Origin of the sequence: Parvimonas pharyngis (assembly GCF_046569675.1) — a bacterium.
Classification (GTDB): Bacteria; Bacillota; Clostridia; order Tissierellales; family Peptoniphilaceae; genus Parvimonas.
Genome location: NZ_JBKICJ010000001.1, coordinates 224,969 through 245,712, shown reverse-complemented (window position 1 = coordinate 245,712; position 20,744 = coordinate 224,969). Strand labels below are relative to the sequence as shown.

The following is a 20,744-nucleotide window of genomic DNA, read 5'->3' as shown; positions in this document are numbered from 1 at the left end:
ATTATTTATTCTCCTTATTAAAAGTCATAGAAACAATTTTACTAACTCCTTTTTGTTCCATAGTTACACCATAAATCATATCAGCCATTTCCATTGTTGGCTTTCTATGAGTTATCATAATAAATTGAGTTTGTGTAAGATAATTTTTTAAATATTCTACATATCTAAGAATATTTGAATCATCCAAAGCTGCATCAACCTCATCAAGAATACAAAATGGAGATGGTCGTGTTTCAAATATTGCAAAAAGTAATGCTACGGCAGTTAATGCTTTCTCTCCACCAGACATTAATGATAAAGTCTGCATTTTTTTACCAACTGGTTTTGCCACTATATCTATTCCACAATTTAATATATCATCACTATCAAGTTCAAGTCTTGCTTCACCACCGTTAAATAAAATTTTAAAAATACTTGAAAAATTCTCATTAATATTCTTAAATTCAGTAATGAAAGTTTTCTTCATTGTATTTTCAAGTTTTAAGATAATTTTATTTATATCATCAATAGAGTTTTGTAAATCTATTTCTTGATTTTTTTGAAATTCTAATTCATTTTTAACTTTTTCAAATTCTTCAATAGAATCATAACTAAAAGAACCTAATTCTCTTAAATCTTCTTTTAATTTTTTTAGTTCGTCCTTAGAGAAGCATTCATTTTTATATAATTCCATTTTTTTTTCGCAACTTTCATAAGTTAAAGAATACTCCTCACAGAGCCTATTTAATAAATTTGTAAATTGGTCTTTTAAATTTGAAAGTCTAAGTTCATATTTCTCTATATCTTTTTCTAAAATTATATATTTCTCATTTAACTCTGTGTATTTCTTTGAAATATCCTCGTTTCTAAGTATTAATTCTTTCTTTAAATTAGTATTATAATTAATAGAATTAGTTAATTCATTTATTTTACTGTCAAATTCAATAATCAAACTTTCTATTAGTTCAATTTCAGATAAATTAGTAATTAATTGACTGTTAGAAGATTCTAATTCATTTTCTTTTAAAATTAATTTTCTCTCTATTGAAACTTTATTCTCTAATAAAATACTTTTTGAATTATTCAATATATTTAAATCTCTTTCCACAGTATCAAGATTATTTAAAATTAAAATTTGTTTCTTTTCTAACTCAGAAATTTTATTTTTTATATCACTCATTTCTAAATTTACTAAATTTATATTATCATTTAAAATTATAGAATTATTAGTCAATAATTGTAATTCATTTTCTTTTTCAGAGTTAAAAACTTGATGATTTTCATTATAACTATTAATCTCTTCAATTCTATTTAAAATATTTGAAATATCAATTTCGTTTTTATATATTATTTTTTGAACATCATCTATTTTTGAATTAATACTTTCTTTATCAGAATTTATTAATAATAATTTTTCTCTATTTTTTTCTAAGTTATTTACCAAAGTATCTATTTTTTTAGTATTTTCTTTTAATGAAATTTCTAAACAATTTATTTCATATTGAGCATCATCTAATTGTTTTTTTCTTCCTATTAATGAAAAAGAATTTTTATTTGATTTATATCCACCAGAAATAGAACCCCAACTATTAATAACATCACCATCTAACGTTACAATTCTATATTTATTCTTATATTTTGTTGACAACTTAATGGCAATATCTAAATTCTCACATATTATAGTATTTGCTAAAAAATAATCAATTATATTTCTAATATCTTCATTACAAGTAATTACGGTATTTGCAAATGAAAGTATATCATTATCTTTAAGATTATTAAATTCTTTTTTAAATAAAATTTTTGAGATTGGAAAAAAATTAATTCTACCTATTTTATTTTCTTTTATTTTTTCAATAATTTTTTTAGCTTCTAAATCATTATGAATAACAACTCCTTGTAAATTTGAAGAAAGAACAGTGTCTATTGCCTTTTTATATTTATCTTCTACAGATATTAAGTCACCAAGAGTTCCACATATCATTTTTTTTATGTATTTCTCTTTTTCACAAAGTCTAAATAAATCTTGTATTGATTTACTATAACCTTCATAATTTCTGATGTAATGTTTTAACATCAAAATTTCTTTATTTTTTAATGTAATCTCATTATTAATAATAGAATTTTTACTTTTAAGTTTCTTAATTTCTTCTTCTAATTCATTTATACTTATAGTATATTTGTTTATATTTAAATTTAAATTATCTTGTTCTTTTAAATATGAATCTAAAAGTACCTTATTTTTATATACTAAGTTATCAAGTTCTTGTTTTTCAACATTTAATTTTTTTGTTTCCTCAATATTTTCTTCTATTTTCTTCTTTATTGAATAAGAAATTAACTCACTAGCTTTTTTTTCTGTTTCTAAGTCATTTATACTATTTTCAATATTTTCTTTTTCTATGAGTAAATTTTCTAAAATATTTGTTTTAAACTCTAGTTCTTTTATTTTATTAGATAACATATCTTTTAAATTATTCTTATCTTTCGTAAGAATATTTAAATTTTCTGATTTTTCATAAATTTTAGTATCTATTTCATCAATTTCTGAATTGATTTTTTCTAAATTAGATATATACTCTTCTTTTATATCTAAAGATTGTTCGTTATTTAATTTTATAAACTTATTTCTTTCGTTTAAAATATTTTTTTTATTCACACTATCATTCTTTTGACTAGTAATTTTATTTAACTCGGCTGTATCTTTTTCTACTAAATTAGTTATATTATTAAGTTCTTCTTTAAGAGGAGCTATTTTTATTTTTACATCATCTAATTCTTTACTAATATCAGAAAATTCCTCTTTACTAATTTTTAAAGTTTCTGTGTATTTATTAAAATTACTATTTAAATTATTATAATCTTTATATGATATAGAAAATTCAGCTTTTTCAATATTTTGTAATAAAGTTATACCAGTTTTTGCTTTTATTGATTGCCCCTTTAAAAAAGTGTATCTATTTTCATTTTGAATTATTATATCTCTAAGTCTTGTTAAATTATCCTTAGCTTTGAATAATTTTTTTTGAGACTCATTTTTCTGATATTTAATCTTAGATATACCAGAAGCTTCTTCAAAAATTGCACGCCTATCTTCTGATTTCCCATTGATAATTTCTTCTATACGCCCTTGACCTATAATAGAATAACCTTCCCTACCAATTCCAGTATCTAAGAATAATTCTCGAACTTCTTTTAATCTAACATTAGATTTGTTTATAAAATAATCACTTTCTCCAGATCTATATAATTTTCTAGCTATTGTTACCTCTTTAAAATCTATTGGAATAATATTATCAGAGTTATCAAAAGTTATACTAACAGCGGAGTAATTTTTTTTGATTTTATGATCTGTTCCGGAAAAAATAACATCTTCCATTTTACTTCCCCTTAAAGTCTTAGCGCTTTGTTCACCTAAAACCCATCTAACAGCATCAGCAACATTACTTTTTCCGCTTCCATTTGGTCCAATAATAGCAGTAATATTTGTCTCAAAATCAAGTTTAATCTTATCAGCAAATGATTTAAAACCATTTATTTCAATACTTTTAAGTCTCATTAATTCTCCTTAAAATAATATTATTAAAAAAATAATCTATATAATCATTAATATTTACTATGTTATCATTAATTTTTAAAATCTTCTTATCTAAATTATGTGTTTTTATATCTATATTAATATTATACTTTTCTTTAAAATATTTTACATTTGATTTTTTATTTCCAGTAATTTTAGAAATTTCACTATTATAACACTCAATTTTACATGTATTTTTTATGTTATATAAACAAATAAATTTTTCTATTATATCTTTATAAATTGATGATTCAACTAATTCACGAAACGCTGGATGATATGGTCCCGCAACTATATCACCATCTTCTGAAATATTATCACTACTTTGTAATCCAAGTCTTATAATTGGTATTTTATAATATTCAAATACAATATAAACATATTTACACAAATAAATAGAATCTTCAAGACTCATTGGTTTATATTTTTTTAAATAATAAAGTCTTTCCAATTCTGTATCTTTAATGGTAAGTGTAGGATAAACTCTTACAAAATTAGGTTTAATTTTACACAACTCAATTGCAGTGTTAAGCACTGTTTCAAATGTATCTCCATAAAGACCTACCATCATTTGTAAACCTAATTTAATATCATATTTCTTTATTAATGAAGATGATTCATATACACAGTCTACATTATGACCTCTATTATTTAAATCTAAAGTACACTTAGTCATAGATTGAACACCTAATTCAATCGTGTTAACATTGTATTGTTTTAAAACTTCTAGAATTTCTTTATTTATATAATCAGGTCTAGTAGATATTCTGATTGAATTAATTATTCCTCTATCTATATAATATTTAGCTATTTCTAAATATCGAATCATCAAGTTTTTATGTATTCCAGTAAAACTTCCTCCATAAAAAGCAATTTCTATTGGAATTGACTTATTTTTAAAATATTGGATATATTTTTCTATATTTTTTCTCATTTCTTTTTCATCTAGAACATCAACAAAATCCGTTATTTTTCTTTGATTACAAAAAATACAGTCATGAGGACATCCCATATGTGGAACAAAAATTGGTATAATGTTACATTTATTCACTTATAGCTCCTGCTTTTAATAAAGCATCTCTAGCAGCCTGTTGTTCTGCCTGCTTTTTATTTTTTCCAGTTCCATATCCGGATATAATATCATCAATACTTACACACATATCAAATTCTTTATCATGATCTGGTCCTCTTTCAGCGATTAATGTGTATAATATTTTAGTTGAAGACCCTTTGTGAAAATATTCTTGTAAATAACTTTTATAATCTTTTATAAAAATATTTTTGTTGATTCTATAAACTACAGTGTCAAAGAAAAATTTATTTGCAATTTCAGTTACAATTTCCATACCTCCGTCAAGATATAATGCTCCAAAAAGCGCTTCAAATGTATCTGCTAATATACTATTTCTATCTCTTCCACCAAAACTATCTTCACCTTTACCTAGTAGAAGATATTTTCCTAAATTGAAAATCCTAGCGGCATATGAAAAAGATTCTTCACATACAATTTTACTTCTTATTTTTGTTAAATACCCCTCATCCGAATCAGGAAATTGACTGTATAATTCTACACTAACAACAAATCCTAAAACTACGTCTCCTAAAAATTCAAGCCTCTCATTTGAGATTTTAACGTCCTTATATTCATTTAAATAAGATCTATGAACAAATGCCAAATTCAATAATTCTAAATCCTTAAATTGATATCCGAGCACTCCCATTAACTCTTCTAGTAATTTTATTCTTTCTTTAGTAATCATTGAAATCCCTCTTAGATATTTTTTTCTATATATTCTACCAAGTCTCTAACAGTTACAATTGAACGAATAGTTTCTTCATCTAATTCTAAATTATATTCATCTTCAATATCCATAATAACACTTAATACTTTTATAGAATCAGCTTGTAAATCTTCTCTAAATTTAGTATCTAAATTAATTTCTTTTCCCTTAAATGAATTTTGCAGAAACTCCTTAACTTTTTCAAAAACCATTATTATTCTCCTCTCTCAATTTCTTTTGCAATTTTTGAATTAATATCTTTTTTTATAAAATCAACCATTGAACCTATACCTGAAACAACAGCTTTTTCATCACTACTTCCATGTCCTTTAAAAACTACTTTTTTTAATCCTAACATTGGACACGCTCCATATTCTTTATAGTCTAATGTTTTATTTAATTTTTTCATTGGGGATTTTATTAATAGTCCTCCAATTTTACCAATAAATGATGACATTAAGGTTTTTTTCATATTTTCTAAAATGAATTTTGCTGAACCCTCAATTGTCTTAAGTAGTACATTTCCATGAAATCCATCACAAACAACTACATCAACATTTCCGTTAAAAATATCTCTAGATTCAATATTTCCTACAAAATTCATGTTTTCTTTTTCTAAAGCGGCGTATGTTTCTTTTAAAACTTTTGTTCCTTTTCCATTCTCACTTCCAATATTTAATAAAGCCACTTTAGGACTTAATTTATTTAAAGTTTCTCTAGCATAAATATTTCCCATTATCGCAAATTGTTTTAATATCTCAACAGTACAATCAATATTAGCACCTAAATCTAACAAAATCATTCTATCCTTATTAGTAGGCAAAGTAATAGTTAAAGCAGGTCTTTCTACATTTTCCATTCTCTTTGCTATAAGAAGTCCCGAAACTAATACAGCTCCCGTACTTCCAAAAGATATTAAACCATCTGCACTTCCCTTATCTAAATATCTCATTCCTAATACTATAGAAGAATCTTTCTTTTTTCTTACAGCAAAAGTTGGTTCTTCGTTATTCAAAATATATTCATGTGTATCAATTATCTCTAATCTATCTCTTAAATCATTATCAATTTCTATTTTTTTTAATATTTCCTGTGGCCCAATAACTACAAAAGACAAGTCTTTGTGTAATTTACTAGTTTCTATTACTCCTTTGAAAATTGTTTCAGGTCCTTTATCAGATCCTAATAAATCTACTATAATTTTCATAATTACCTCCAATACTAATACACTTTAGTATATCATATTTATAAGTATTATACAATTATCTAGAAATATTTTAATTTTTTATTTTTATATATAAAATAAAAAAACAGTATTTTCACTTAATTATTAATAAAATACTGTTTCATTAGTAATATTAAATTATATGCTGTTAAAATATTTATTAAATGCCAAAACTAATCTTTTATTATCCTCAATATTTCTAACAGCTACTCTTATATATTCTTTACCATTAGCTAACTTAGGAGTTAAATCTTTAATTAAAATATTATAATCTTCAAGCATTTTTGAACATAAATCTAAAGATGTTCCTTTTGTTAATTCTATTGTAAAGTAATTAGCTTCAGAAGGAATAACCTTTAATTCTTTGATACAATTTAAATCATTAAAAAATACTTGTCTAGAGTTTTTTATTTCTAATAGCGCTTTTTGATAATCTTTCTTATACTTATCATATATTTGTAGATAATATTCTCCAAAAGAATTAATATTCCAAATAGACACATCTTTCTTTATCATTTCTATTGTTGAAGTATTTGACGTTGCTAAAATGCCTAAACGAAGTCCTGGAACTCCATATGATTTAGAAATACTTTTTACAACAATAAAATTATTATAACTATTTAAAATATCATCATATAAAAATGTTGAATCTTTTTCTTCAGCAAAATCCACAAAACTTTCATCTAAAATAAATTTAATCTTTTTTGACTTCGCCCATTCAATTATTGTAAAAATATCTTTTTTACAGATATAATTTCCTGTTGGATTATCTGGATTAATCAAGATTAATGCCTCAATATCTTTGTCTGAAAAATAATTTATTAAATCACTTGCTGTATAAGATAAATAATTGTTGTTTGGATTAAATACTATTATTTTGTTGGAATTATGACGATTTGGATACTCTTCAAAAGTAGGTCTAATAATGCCTATATTACCCTCAATTTTTTCAATAATTGATTTTATTAACTCAGCAGCACCATTGCCAACTACAATATTATCTTTTTTTACATCAAAAATTTTTGAAACTAACAATGAATTAATATTTAGCCCTGATGGGTACTGTTCAAGTAAAACTTTAAAATTATATTTTAGTTCGTCAACTAATCTTTTTGGTGGGAAGTAAGGATTTACTAAATAACAAAAATCTAGTAATTTTGGATATCTCCAGTAACCTCCAAATCTCTTTTGATATTTTTCTAGTTTTTCATAACTATCCGAAAAGATAGAAGATGCTATGTCTAAATCTTGTTCATCATCTATCTCATACCATTTAACACCATTTGAAATTACTTTTGCAAGTATATGATTTTTTCCTAAATCTATTATTATTTTTAATACAGTTTCATAATAATCATTTCTTCCATTCGCACTCATGAAAGCTTCTAAAAATGGAAAATAAATATCTTTTGAAAAAGTTTTAGAAAACTTATAAATATTAATTGTTTTATAATAATTATCTGCATCATTAAAATCAAATAATTTTCCAGGAATAAAATCAGTAATTTCTTCTTTCTCATTAATTTTTAAACATGTACCATCCATCCATCTTTCGTACTTATCAACTAATGCTAAATTTTCACGAGGATCATATAATATATCATTGATAATCTGCTCTTCAAATATTAAATCTGATTCGAGTAAAATACTATCATCATTAACCATTTCTTCTTTTGCTAGGTACATTGAATAAATATTATTTGTTTTATTGTATATTTCATTATTTATAAAAGTTAACTTTGTATTTAACTTCAAAGATTTTATATAATTTACAAAAAAATCACTTTTGTATCCTGTAACAATTACAATTTTTGTAAGATTTTTTTTATCTAAAATTCTAAGCATTCTTTCAATTAGTGAAACACCATTTACTTCAACCATGGATTTTGTGTGGTTTTCCGTTAATTTTTTCAGTCTGCTTCCTAGACCTGCTGCTAAAATAACTGCTTGCATTTATACACCTCGCTTATTTATATTTCTTAAAAACTAAAAATGAAGGAAATTTTGGAATAAAAAATGTAGATTTTGGCGGTAGTATGCATACTTCATCGGCAAGCTTCATAAACTCATCAGCATCCATAGGATATAACTCTATAAGCACATCACTATTAGTTAAGTTTTTTTTAACAAATTTTAAATCATCATCACCTATATATTCAACGTTTGAAAAATTAAGTATTCTAAATGCTGTTGATATTATTTGTGTATTCATTCTATAGACATCATTATTCCAGAATAAATCATTTTCTGTATCTTTTAACTTTACTAAAAAAGAATCTCTTTGATAGGATATCCTAACGAATCCTTTTTTTAATTCTTCATCATCATAAACTTCTAAAAATGTACCCATAAATTGTTTTGCTTTTTCAAAAGAAGTAGCGTCCATATTTTTGATCATTCTATGGATAGGAGAAATTTTAACTTGTGAAAACCCTAAAAAACATGATAAAACACTTGCCTTATTTTTTAGCATAGATGAGGCATATAATCTATGATGTCCGTCTGCAACGTACATCTGATCTATTTTTGAAAATTTATCTAATATCTCTCTAGCTTCATCATTATAATAAGCATATAAATCAATATTTTCAAAATGATACTCTCTTTTATATTTTTTATTATTTAGTATTTTTTTATAGTCAATTTCTTCTTTATGAACAATAAAAACAGGAGCTGTTTCTGAATTATATTCATGATAATTCGCAATCATTCCTTGAATAATATCAGGTAATACTAGTTCATGACATTTGATTTTTTCAGAAGTGTATTCTTCAATTGGTAAATCAGCCAAAATTCCATATGAATTAAAATATTTAAAAATATATATACACTCATTATTTCTTTCTATTGGTTGAGAATTCAGTTTATCTTTACTTCTTTTTGATAAAAACAAAGTACTCTCATCAAAACTTATTTTATCTTCCTTAATTTTTGTCATACTAATAAAATCTGAGTCATATATATTATTAGAAATATTAATAAAACTATCTTTTAATAATTTAATCTTCATAAAACCTCCTCAGTTATTCTATTTAATAATTTTTTAATAAGTACAAAACTATATTTATTATATCATAATAAGAAATAAAAATCATCTTAATATACAATAAAAAAGATGAGTTTGTTACTCATCTTTTAAAAAATATTATTCTATTATTAAATCATCTAATAGTAATTCTTCTGAATTTTCTATATCTTCTTCAAATGAAGAAACTTCTACTTCATCAGGAACATCTTTCTTTTCATAATCTATAGCATATGCAGCATAAATTTTTTCTTTGATTTCTTCAAGAAAAGCTGGATGTTCTTCTAAATAAACTTTAGCTTTTTCTTTTCCTTGACCTAATTTAAGATCTCCACAACTATACCATGCACCAGATTTTTTAATTATATTTTTATCTGATGCCATATCTACTATAATTCCTAATTTAGAGATACCTTCTCCAAATATTATATCAAATTCACATGTTTTAAATGGTGGAGCCATTTTATTTTTTACTACTTTTACTTTTGTTTTTGCACCATAAGGTTCTCCATCACCTTGTTTTAATTGTTCAGCACGTCTTATATCAATTCTAACACTTGCATAGAATTTTAAAGCTCTACCACCAGTTGTAGTTTCAGCAGGACCACCACCAGCATAAGGATTAGTAGATATATTTGATCTTAATTGGTTTATAAATACAACTGTAGTATTTGATTTTGAAATAATACCAGCTAATTTTCTTAATGCTTGACTCATTAGTCTAGCATGTAAACCCATATGAGAATCTCCCATATTACCTTCTATTTCTGCTCTAGGAACAAGTGCAGCTACAGAGTCAACAATTACTAAATCAATTCCAGAACTTCTAACTAATGCTTCTACTATAGCTAAAGCTTGTTCTCCTGTATCAGGTTGAGAAATAAGTAAATTATCAACATCTACACCTAATTTTCTTGCATATTCTGGATCAAGAGCGTGTTCAGCATCAATAAATGCTGCAACTCCACCTGATTTTTGAGCTTCAGCAATTATATGTAATGTTAAAGTTGTCTTACCAGATGATTCTGGTCCATATATTTCTACAATTCTTCCTTTAGGAATTCCTCCAATCCCTAATGCAATATCTAAATTCATAGCGCCTGTACTAATTGATTCAACATTTAATTTTGGTGCATCACCCATTCTCATAATTATTCCTTTACCAAAATCTTTTTCAATTTTTTCAAGTGCTATTGATAAAGCTTTTTTTCTTTCATCTTTATCTTCTATTCTTTCGAATTTATCTGTTTTCTTTATAGCCATTATTTCCTCCTAAATTATATATTTTTTAAATCTAAAACTTTCAAATTTTTCCAAATGTAATCTATCGCAGACATAACTGTGAATACAACTGATATATACCACAATATCTTATCAATATTCATTGGAATCTTAATAAAATTCGTTGAGTTTAGAAGTATAAAACTAATTGCAAAAAGTTGAGTTATAGTTTTTATTTTTCCATAAATACTAGCCGATATTACAATTCCATTAGTTGCTGCAATTAATCTAAAACCTGATATTATAAATTCTCTAGCTAAAACAATACAAACCATCCAAGCTTCAACTTTCCCGAACTGAACAAGCATTACTAATGCTGAGCAAGCAAGAATTTTGTCTGCAAGCGGATCCATAAATTTTCCAAATGTTGTAACCAAATTTCTACTTCTAGCTAAATATCCATCCAACATATCTGTTATTGATGCTATAATAAAAATTAAAAAACCTAATATATTATCAATTCCTAAAATCAGTAAACTCATAATAAAAATTGGTACTAAAAAAATTCTAAACAAAGTTAATTTATTTGCTATATTCATTAGTATCCCCTTTCTTCATTTCTAAGTAATCATACCCAACTAATATTTTTCTAGGTTTACTACCTTCCTGCTTACCTACTATCATTCTACTTTCCATCTCATCAATTATTCTACCCGCTCTAGCATATCCAATTTTCATCTTACGTTGAAGTAGGGATATTGAAGCTGAATTTTCCTCTAAAACAATTTTTACCGCATCATAAAATAAATCATCTACATCATCATCTTCAGAATTATCTAAATTAGATACTTCAGATTCAATATTTCTAATTATTTCTTCATCATAAATGACATCATTACTTTGTTCTTTAATATTATTTACTACTGCTTCAACTTCACTATCAGAAACAAAACATCCTTGAATTCTAATAGGTTTTGAAACTCCCGATGGATTAAATAGCATATCTCCTCTACCAAGTAATGTTTCAGCACCAGATGCATCTAATATTGTTCTTGAGTCAATTTGAGAAGAAACTTGGAAAGAAATTCTTGATGGTATATTAGCTTTAATTGTTCCTGTTATAACATCTACAGATGGTCTTTGAGTTGCTACGATTAAATGGATACCACAAGCTCTTGCCATTTGAGCTAGCCTGCATATATGTGATTCAACTTCATTAGCACTTACCATCATTAAATCTGATAATTCATCTATAATTATAACTAAATATGGTAATTTTTCCAATTTATCATTTTTCTGTTTTTCATTATATCCATTGATGTCTCTAACTTGATTATCAGAGAATAGTGAATATCGTCTTTCCATTTCTCTAACAGCCCAATTTAATGCTGCACTCGCTTTTTTAGAATCAGTAACAACTGGTATAGCAAGATGTGGAATATTATTATATATTTTTAGTTCAACAACTTTAGGATCGATTAGTATCATTTTTACATCTTCAGGAGATGATTTATATAATATGCTCATTATCAATGTATTTATACAAACTGATTTTCCTGAACCTGTTGCTCCAGCAATTAACATATGTGGCATTTTATCAATAGATGAAACTATAATATCACCGGAAATTGTCTTACCTAAAGCCATTGGCATCTTAGAAGTAGAATTTTGATACTCTTTTGATGATAAAATTTCCTTTAAAGATACATTTTCTTTTAATGTATTTGCTACTTCTATTCCTATAGCAGATTTACCTGGAATCGGAGCTTCTATTCTTATATCTGAAGATGCTAAGGCTAAAGATAAATCATCTGCCAAATTAACAATTTTATTAACCTTAACTCCCATATCTGGTTGTAATTCAAAGCATGTTACAGTTGGCCCCTTATTAATTCTTACAACTTTAGCTCCAACACCAAAACTTTTTAATGTTGTTTCTATCTTTCTGGCTCTATCCTTTAAAGTTAATTCAGATTCTGTTTCTTTATTTTTACTACCTTTTAGTAAATTTAAAGATGGAATTTTATATTCTATTTTTTTACCTTCAGAAGTATCCATTTTTATATCTATAGTTTCTGTATTTATTTTATTTTCTTTGTCTTTTCTTTCTTTATTTAATTCATTATCATCAGGAAATAAATTAAAACTATCTAGCAAATTATCTTTTTCAAGTTCTTCAATTTCAACGTCATTTTCGATCGATAGTCCATTATTATGATCTGACACAATTATTTCCCTTTGTTCCATATCATTTACACTGTCGACGATTACCATATTTTCCTCATTTTTTAATTCATTTAAACTATTATTTTGAGCTTTTCTTTCTTTATAACTTAAATATCTTTCATGTATTGTATTATATAATTTTATAATATTAATTTTTAAAATTTTCAAAAAATCTATAAAAGTTATATCTAAAAATGATAGTATTAAGAATAATGCTATCATAAATGTAAATACGTATAATCCTATTGTTCCAATCATTATATTATAAAAATATCCTAAAATAGCCCCTAAATAACCACTACCTTTTGGAGCAGTACTTTGAGCAATAGAAAATTTAATCGATAAATTATTTGAAGTGTTATTAGATAAGTCAACTAAACCCATATAATTAAAAAAGACAAGTAATCCCATTATACTACGGTTCTTGTTTTTTTTATTTAATTTACCAAGAATAACAACTGTATAAATTATTTCCATAATTATTAGAAATATAATATATGTACCTCCAAAAAGTTTTTGAAATACATTTTTTATAATGTTACCTAAGAAACCAGTATTAGAAAAAATAGAAAATATAATAAAAAAAGTATTTAATAAAAGCAATCCTAAAATCGTATTTCTATATAATACTTTATCTTTATTTAGATTTGTTTTTTTTGTTTTTGATCTTGTTTTTCTTTTATTATTCATTTACTCCCCTTTTAGTATCCTGTATGTCCAAATCCACCTTTATCTCTAGATGTATCAGATAATTCTTCTACAAGTTTAAAGTCAGCTCTCTCATATTTTGCAATAATCATTTGAGCAATTCTATCATTATTTTTAATAGTATATTCTTTATCTGAAATATTTACAATTAAAACCTTGATTTCTCCTCTATAGTCACTATCTATAGTACCAACACCATTAGCCATAGTTATACCATGTTTTAAACTCATTCCACTTCTAGCCCTAATTTGTCCTTCATAACCAACTGGTATTTCAAGGAACAATCCTGTTGGAACTGCTACTCTTTCTAAAGGTTTAACTATTAAATCTTCATCTAAATTTGCTCTTAAATCAAACCCAGAAGCTCCTTCTGTTGCATAAGATGGGTTTTCATTTTTGCTTCTATTTATTATTTTAATTTCCAATTAAATTCCCCTCCAAAAAAATTCATTTTAACAGATATAGTATATCAAATTTATTAATTTTAATCAAACTACTTTATATCATTATTATCTATTTTTTCTAAATAAAAATTATTACTAATTTTAATAAATCTAGCTGTAATATCCAAAATTTCTGGAGAAAATTTGTATTTACTATTTAACTTATTTTTAGAGAATAAAATACCTTCAAAATCTATTTTAATATCGTTTATTTTAGTATTATTTACTAATATACCATATACTTTTGGAACCTTATTAGTTACAACTATTTCATCATTTTGATCTAATTTTATATTACAATATATTTCAACATTTTTGTCAAAATCTAAATATAATTTATTATTAATATCAATATTAATAGAATTTTTAATATATTCTGAATTTTCTAAAAGATATGATTCAATAAAATTATTTTTTGAGCAATTCTTTAAGTTATTATTTTTAATAAATTCTTCAATATCGGATAAATTAATATCCAAATTTATCATTTCAAATCCTTTACTACTAAAATAACTATTCAACAATTTTTTGTACTGTTCATCATATATTATATAAATTTTATCATTATAATTGTAAATACGTAAATCTTTAGTAAAGTTAACTTGAATTTCGTTAGAAAAAATTCGTTCGTATAACTTAGATGTATTATTATTTAATGCAATATAATAGTTATCATTAAGATTTTTCTTTCGTCCTTCAATATAATTTTTAATTTGTGTATCGAATAAATAATTTTCAATCCTATTTAAATCTACTATTCTATATTCAACTAATTGATTATCAAATCTTACTTCAAAAAAAATTTCATATTGACGAACATAATATGAATGTGATGTTTTTTGATTATCATAAAAGTTTATCTTTTTCTTTATCTTATTACTATTTAAAGTTATATGATAATTCTCAAAAAAATTATCTATATCATTTATATTATTTACTTTTAAGAGTTCATCTAGATTAATATTAATACTAAAATTTTCTCTATTATTAATTTTATTATTTATAAAATTTAATGTTGCTTTAGTACTTAAAATATCTTCCATGCTTAAATTTTTAAACTTATTAATAACCAATTTTTCTTTTGAATTATTTTTGTTATATGAACTAATTGTTCTATGATATATTGATAAAAAGAATATCATTACCAATGAAAAAATTAATAGTACTATAGGCATAATATAAGATTTAAATTTCATATTAATTTTCTCCACTTATATAATCATATTTTTTATTTTTTAGTAAAATATACTTAATATATTCTTTGTCGTTAAATGAATATCTTAAAACCAAGTAATCCTCAAAATATTCCACGTTAAAAAAATCTAAATCCTTAATCAGTAAATTATTACCATAATTAATAGAATTTAAAGTATCTTTAGATATTCTTCTTATTTCATATTTATTTCCAACTTTTATTTTTTTATATTCAATATCATTTACTTTTGTAATAGTATTTGATGCTTTTTCACTTAAATAAGAACTATATCTATATTTTTTTAATTTAATACTATCCGAAGAAATTTTTGTTAAAACTGAATCACTAATCTCATTTTCCATATATTCCATTGAATAGTTAATCTGCTCTAATTTTGAAAAATTTTTTCGTTGATTTAAATTAGCAAAATAAGTTCCAAAAAAAATATATATACAACACAATATAATAATACTAGAAACTGCAATTGTTATTAAAAGCTCTAATAATGTAAAAGACTTAGTTTTATTTTGATATATATATTTCATATATTTTCTCCATGTCATCTATGTAATTAATTTTTATATTATATATCTCGCCTAAATCAAAAATTTTAATTTCAAATTTATTTAAATCTACATCATTTAATATTTCTAAATTTCTTTTTATATTATTTTTTATAATAACTACAGTATTTTCTACTTCTGTTAATTTATTGATATTCTTAATATTTTCTTTTTGTATATGTAAAAAAGTATTAATACCAGAAATTATATAAATACTAATTATTGACAATATAAAAATCGCAAATATACATTCTATCATTGTAAATGACTTTATTCTAAAATTTTTATTTTTCATTTATTATCACATTTATAAATCCGGTTACTGGTCTTACTCTTATTTCATAAAATTCTTTATCATAAGAAAATTTAAAAGTCTTTCCCTCACTTGGTATGCCTCTATTATTAAAGTCTAATTGAATACTATTTAAAATATTTAAATTTTTACAATAAATTTTTTTAAAAAAATAACCTTCAGATTTTATATCAAAAGTATTATCATGCGAATTTGTTTTAATAACTACTATCTTCTTATTTTCTATGGAAAAGACTTTTGCATTTTCTATACTTTCTGCTATAATTTTTAGTTCCTCTAAAGCTATTGTTTTTTTATTATTAATAAAGCTTACTCTAATAACTAAAATCATAACAGAAATAATTGCTAAACAGACGATTAATTCAATAAGAGTAAATGACTTTCTCTTAATCATCTTTTTCAACTGATGGTGTTACTACAATATCACCATTTTTGATCTCTACTTTATAAGCTGTTCCTTTAATTGACTTAGGTAATTTTGGAATTTCTTTAACATATTTTTTAGCAACTAAATCATCAGTTATATCCTTATCGGATTCAACTTTTTCTTCTGTTAAGTATCTAAGACCTGCTACTTCCAATACTTTTACATTAGCTGCATGCGCAGTTTTATCTGCTTTTACTCTAGAATTGTTATACCTTGGAACTGCTATTAATATTAATATAGCAAGTATAGCAATAACAACCAATAGTTCAATTAATGTAAATGCTTTTTTCTTTGATTTACTCATAATCAAAATCCTCCTAAATTATTTTAAATAGTTTATATTTAATATAAACTTATTTATTCTAAATAATAAAAAAATGCAGGGAAATTCCTGCATTAATTTTAATTTGACCAATTACCGTTAGTAAATACAGGAATCTCATTTCCAGATTCAGTTATTCCAACAATATTTAAAGTTTCATCTCCAACCATAAAGTCAACATGAACTAAACTATCATTAGCACCCTTATCTTTAAGTTCTTCTTCTGTCATTTTTTCTCCATCCTTTAAACAAGTTGGATATGCTTTACCTAAAGCTAAATGGCATGATGCATTTTCATCGTAAAGAGTTTCAAAAAACATTGTGTTTGTATTTGAAATCGGAGAATCAAATGGTACTAAAGCAACTTCACCTAAAGACAAAGCGCCTTCATCTGTTTCTAATAGAGATTTCAATACATCATAACCTTTTTCTGCATTATAACTAACAACTTTTCCGTTTTTAAATTCTAACTTAAATTCATCTATAATATTTCCATTGTAATTTAAAGCCTTTGTACTATATACAATACCATTAATACCATCTTTATGTGGTAGGGTAAAAACTTCTTCTGTTGGAATATTAGCTGTAAAACTAACACCTTTTGAATTAAAACCACTTCCAGCAGCATTCCATACATGATTTTGTGGTAATTCAATTGTTAAGTTAGTTCCCTTATCACTTGTATATTTTAGATATTTAAATTGTTTTTCATTTAAATATTTTGCTCTGCTACTAAGTTCATTAATATGTTCTTCCCAACCTTTAACAGAGTCACCTTCACCTATTCTAGAAGTATAAAAAATTAATTCCCATAACTTATTAACGGCTTCTGTTTCTGATAAAAGTGGAAATACTACTTTTGCCCATGCTACTGTTGGTGCACCAACAACACACCATGAATTTTTATCTGCCATTAATGAAGATGAAAAATATTTCATAGCTTTCGAATTAGCAATACTACTAGCTTTAATTTTATTTATATCTAAACCATCTAAATTATTTGGATCATCTCCAACAATTGAAATAAATACTGCATTACTATCAATATAATCAGTAAATTGATCAACTGTCCATTGTTTAACATCAGAAAGAGTTTCTATACTCGCATATTCAAATTTTTGTCTTGTTATTATATCATCTCTCCAAACAACATTAACATTTCCAGCTCCAACTTTATAAGCTTCTTCAGATAATTCTCTAACTAAATCTTTTGCTTCAATATTAGCTCTTATAACTACTAGTTGATCTTTTTGAACATTTGCTCCAACTTTTATTATAGTTTCAGCATATTTCTTTAATTTTTCTTTAAAATCCATATTTATCTCCTTAATATATATTAATACTTGTTTAGTTTTATTATACACCTTTTTACTAAAAAATCAAATCTTTTAAAATATTTTAAAAAAATGGAGATATTAATCTCCATTATTAAAATTATACTGCTATTAAACTTTTTAGTATAAAAATAATATAATTTAGAGAATTTAATTACTTAAAAACAATTCACCGCTGTATCCTTAAGCGTTTTATAACGGTAAAATATTTGTTTCTGTTGCTCTCACTCTTCATGCTCCACTGTTCATTCTATGCCAAAAGCGTTCAAATTGCATACTTTGAGTTCTTTAAGTGCTGAGAATATCGTCTAATTTTGGATCGTTTTTAGATTATTTTGCCCGTTCCAGTAACGATTCCAGCGGCAAATTCTTGTTATCACCTTATTGAATAAATCTACTTTTTAAATAAAACTTTCTAAATAAGATCTCATTACAAAACAAAACGGAATATATCTAAAAACGCCGTCATCATTTTGCATAGAAGAAAGTCTTTCTATCTCCTCTTTTTTATTTTTTTGAATTTCATCTTTGCGCCATATGACGTTCTTAATAGCCGCTTGTCTTTGGTTTTTTAAAGTCGAGTTATTTAAATTTAGAATATTTATTGTATTCTCAGCAGCAGTATCACCCTCTTTACAAAAAATATTTCCTTTTTCATCATATTTAAATCGTTCATCACAATTATCTATCAGTGGGGTAACCGGTATTTCCATATTTCCTTTTTGACAATTGCAATACAACGGATACTGTTTATCTCTTTCACTCCTACTTAAATTAACTTCCTTGCTCTTACTGCGTTTATTTTGTCCTCCATCACAAGAAGCTAATAAATTGGAGTAATCCAACTCTTGTTTTTTATATTTATCCCGTGGTTTCAAGTGTTCAACCGTGACATTGTCTAAGGTGATACGACAACCGCAATAACAACAAATATACCCCTGTTCTTCCAATAATGATACTCTCAGTTTTTCATAAACCTCTCTATTATTTTTCTCTCTTAAATCATCGTAAGAAGCTTTGTTTCTCTTACAATATTCTTGATACTCCTTTGGAGCTTCTTCCTTCGCTATATACTTCATCTTATTTTTCTCCTAATTTTGACAAAAGAATTTCAACGGTTATCCAAAGAGGATCCTCTTCCGAGAGTTTTTTTCTTAACTGTTCTTTGTAATATAATGCTTTTTCTTTATCCGAAAATAGTGCCGCTTTTTTAAATCCATCTATCAGTTTCTGAACTTCTTCAGACCTTAAATCTACTCCCATAATCTCTTCCATCACTTCAGCGCTATCTCTGTTGAATGTATCAACAGTGACTTCTTCAACTTCTCCATTCTTAAAAATTCTGATCTGATGCTTATTCAATTTAGTCAATGATAATGGTGAGTGTGTAGTAAAAATAATTTGCCCGCGAATTTCTATATCCGATACAAGTTCCACAAATTTCCTTTGCCAAGAAGGATGCAAAAAAGCATCGAATTCATCTAACAAAAACAAAGATTTATACTCTTTTGTAGCTTCTAAAAAGCTTAAAAGTGAAGCAAGTTGTTTTTCTCCTTCACTTAATTCGTGAATTGAAATCTCGTTATCATTTTTTAAAACATCGAAGCGTATGCTGTGCAATATATCTGCTTGCATTAAAAGTTTGAATATTTTAAGTATATCAAAAATGTTTTCTGCCATTGTCTTGAGTTTTTTCCAATCATCAATTTGGATGACAGCCGAATCTCTGTCCGAGATAGTTAAATTCCCCATATCCTTAATCTGATGAAGTAGATTTGCCACAGTTCCTCGGGCATTCCAAAAAGAATCTTCATTTATCGAAGCCTTTTTACTCCAGTTCGGTCTTTTCAAAGAGAAGATTACCTTGTCTGCAATTCTTGTTATGCCAAGCAACTCAGAAACCTTAGAAAAAGTCTGTGTTCCAAATAGTGCATTTGCCAAAAGCGCCCCTGGAAAGTCCCTTAATTGCAATAAGGATAGATACTTTACCTTCACTTTTTCTTGAATCTTTAATGCCTTGTTAAATTCAAGGTCTATATTTGAATCAGCAATTTCCTCTAATCTTCTTGTATCCCCACAGTAATAGAGAAAAATTGCTGGAGGCAAATCATTTAATGGGTCAAGTTTTCTTATCTTCTTTCCATTCTTAAAAATCGATAGAACTTCGGCATTATTACAAATTAAATATTTTGTTTGACCAATATAATATTCCACTTCAAAATCAAAACCAATTTTTTCTTTCATCGATAATCCGGAAAAAATTATCGTCAAAGCTTCAAGAACATTTGATTTTCCGCTTCCATTATCACCAATAAGGGCTATAAGGGATACATCTTTCTCAAAATCCATTTCCAGGTTTTTAAGATTTTTGTACCCACTAATTTTTAAGCCTGAAATTTTCATAA

General features: G+C 25.2%; 19 protein-coding genes. All 19 read right to left on the bottom strand.

The genetic code is table 11. The features are described 5' to 3' along the window. Position 1 precedes the first annotated feature (1 nt). Positions 2-3,538 carry a chromosome segregation protein SMC gene (smc, locus tag ACLGL0_RS01160; protein WP_411013313.1) on the bottom strand — a complete coding sequence of 1,179 codons (3,537 nt, stop codon included), beginning with the start codon at positions 3,536-3,538 and terminating at the stop codon, positions 2-4. Then, complete coding sequence (locus ACLGL0_RS01155; RefSeq protein ID WP_411013312.1) at positions 3,528-4,607, bottom strand: elongator complex protein 3; 1,080 nt, start codon at positions 4,605-4,607, stop codon at positions 3,528-3,530. The genes smc and ACLGL0_RS01155 overlap by 11 nt, the downstream gene beginning before the upstream one ends. Beyond that, positions 4,600-5,316, bottom strand: a complete 717-nt coding sequence (rnc, locus tag ACLGL0_RS01150) for a ribonuclease III (protein WP_233055575.1) — start codon at positions 5,314-5,316, stop codon at positions 4,600-4,602. The genes ACLGL0_RS01155 and rnc overlap by 8 nt, the downstream gene beginning before the upstream one ends. 11 nt (positions 5,317-5,327) lie before the next feature. Beyond that, a complete protein-coding gene (locus ACLGL0_RS01145; protein ID WP_009449108.1) occupies positions 5,328-5,549 on the bottom strand; it encodes an acyl carrier protein in 222 nt (73 codons plus the stop codon). 2 nt (positions 5,550-5,551) lie between these two features. Further along, positions 5,552-6,544: a phosphate acyltransferase PlsX gene (gene plsX, locus ACLGL0_RS01140; RefSeq protein ID WP_411013311.1), complete on the bottom strand. Its 993-nt coding sequence runs from the start codon at positions 6,542-6,544 to the stop codon at positions 5,552-5,554. 156 nt (positions 6,545-6,700) lie between these two features. Further along, positions 6,701-8,515, bottom strand: coding sequence for an aminotransferase class I/II-fold pyridoxal phosphate-dependent enzyme (locus tag ACLGL0_RS01135; RefSeq protein WP_411013310.1), 1,815 nt, complete (start codon positions 8,513-8,515; stop codon positions 6,701-6,703). Positions 8,516-8,528: 13 nt separating this feature from the next. Continuing rightward, complete coding sequence (locus ACLGL0_RS01130; protein ID WP_314557588.1) at positions 8,529-9,572, bottom strand: DUF1015 family protein; 1,044 nt, start codon at positions 9,570-9,572, stop codon at positions 8,529-8,531. 135 nt (positions 9,573-9,707) lie between these two features. Next, entirely contained in the window at positions 9,708-10,850 is a 1,143-nt protein-coding gene (gene recA / locus ACLGL0_RS01125; RefSeq protein ID WP_233055570.1) for a recombinase RecA, read from the bottom strand. A gap of 14 nt (positions 10,851-10,864) precedes the next feature. Next, positions 10,865-11,407, bottom strand: coding sequence for a CDP-diacylglycerol--glycerol-3-phosphate 3-phosphatidyltransferase (pgsA, locus tag ACLGL0_RS01120; RefSeq protein ID WP_314557587.1), 543 nt, complete (start codon positions 11,405-11,407; stop codon positions 10,865-10,867). After that, a complete protein-coding gene (locus ACLGL0_RS01115; protein WP_411013309.1) occupies positions 11,391-13,724 on the bottom strand; it encodes a DNA translocase FtsK in 2,334 nt (777 codons plus the stop codon). The genes pgsA and ACLGL0_RS01115 overlap by 17 nt, the downstream gene beginning before the upstream one ends. 11 nt (positions 13,725-13,735) lie before the next feature. Continuing rightward, on the bottom strand, positions 13,736-14,167 hold the full coding sequence (dut, locus tag ACLGL0_RS01110; RefSeq protein ID WP_314557585.1) for a dUTP diphosphatase: 432 nt from the start codon (positions 14,165-14,167) through the stop codon (positions 13,736-13,738). 68 nt (positions 14,168-14,235) lie between these two features. After that, positions 14,236-15,381: a hypothetical protein gene (locus tag ACLGL0_RS01105; protein ID WP_411013308.1), complete on the bottom strand. Its 1,146-nt coding sequence runs from the start codon at positions 15,379-15,381 to the stop codon at positions 14,236-14,238. Position 15,382: 1 nt separating this feature from the next. Continuing rightward, the gene (locus ACLGL0_RS01100; RefSeq protein WP_411013307.1) at positions 15,383-15,925 is read right to left on the bottom strand and encodes a PilW family protein; all 543 of its coding nucleotides are present in this window, start codon (positions 15,923-15,925) and stop codon (positions 15,383-15,385) included. Next, positions 15,903-16,238 carry a prepilin-type cleavage/methylation domain-containing protein gene (locus ACLGL0_RS01095; protein WP_314557582.1) on the bottom strand — a complete coding sequence of 112 codons (336 nt, stop codon included), beginning with the start codon at positions 16,236-16,238 and terminating at the stop codon, positions 15,903-15,905. The genes ACLGL0_RS01100 and ACLGL0_RS01095 overlap by 23 nt, the downstream gene beginning before the upstream one ends. Then, positions 16,228-16,650, bottom strand: a complete 423-nt coding sequence (locus tag ACLGL0_RS01090) for a prepilin-type N-terminal cleavage/methylation domain-containing protein (RefSeq protein ID WP_314557581.1) — start codon at positions 16,648-16,650, stop codon at positions 16,228-16,230. Before ACLGL0_RS01090 ends, ACLGL0_RS01095 begins: the two co-directional genes overlap by 11 nt. Then, a complete protein-coding gene (locus tag ACLGL0_RS01085; protein WP_314557580.1) occupies positions 16,643-16,987 on the bottom strand; it encodes a prepilin-type N-terminal cleavage/methylation domain-containing protein in 345 nt (114 codons plus the stop codon). The genes ACLGL0_RS01090 and ACLGL0_RS01085 overlap by 8 nt, the downstream gene beginning before the upstream one ends. Before the next feature lie 98 nt (positions 16,988-17,085). After that, positions 17,086-18,321: an aminopeptidase gene (locus tag ACLGL0_RS01080; protein WP_314557579.1), complete on the bottom strand. Its 1,236-nt coding sequence runs from the start codon at positions 18,319-18,321 to the stop codon at positions 17,086-17,088. Positions 18,322-18,740: 419 nt separating this feature from the next. Then, positions 18,741-19,418: a retron system putative HNH endonuclease gene (locus tag ACLGL0_RS01075; RefSeq protein WP_411013306.1), complete on the bottom strand. Its 678-nt coding sequence runs from the start codon at positions 19,416-19,418 to the stop codon at positions 18,741-18,743. Position 19,419: 1 nt separating this feature from the next. Beyond that, the gene (locus tag ACLGL0_RS01070; RefSeq protein WP_411013305.1) at positions 19,420-20,742 is read right to left on the bottom strand and encodes an AAA family ATPase; all 1,323 of its coding nucleotides are present in this window, start codon (positions 20,740-20,742) and stop codon (positions 19,420-19,422) included. Between the last annotated feature and the right edge of the window lie 2 nt (positions 20,743-20,744).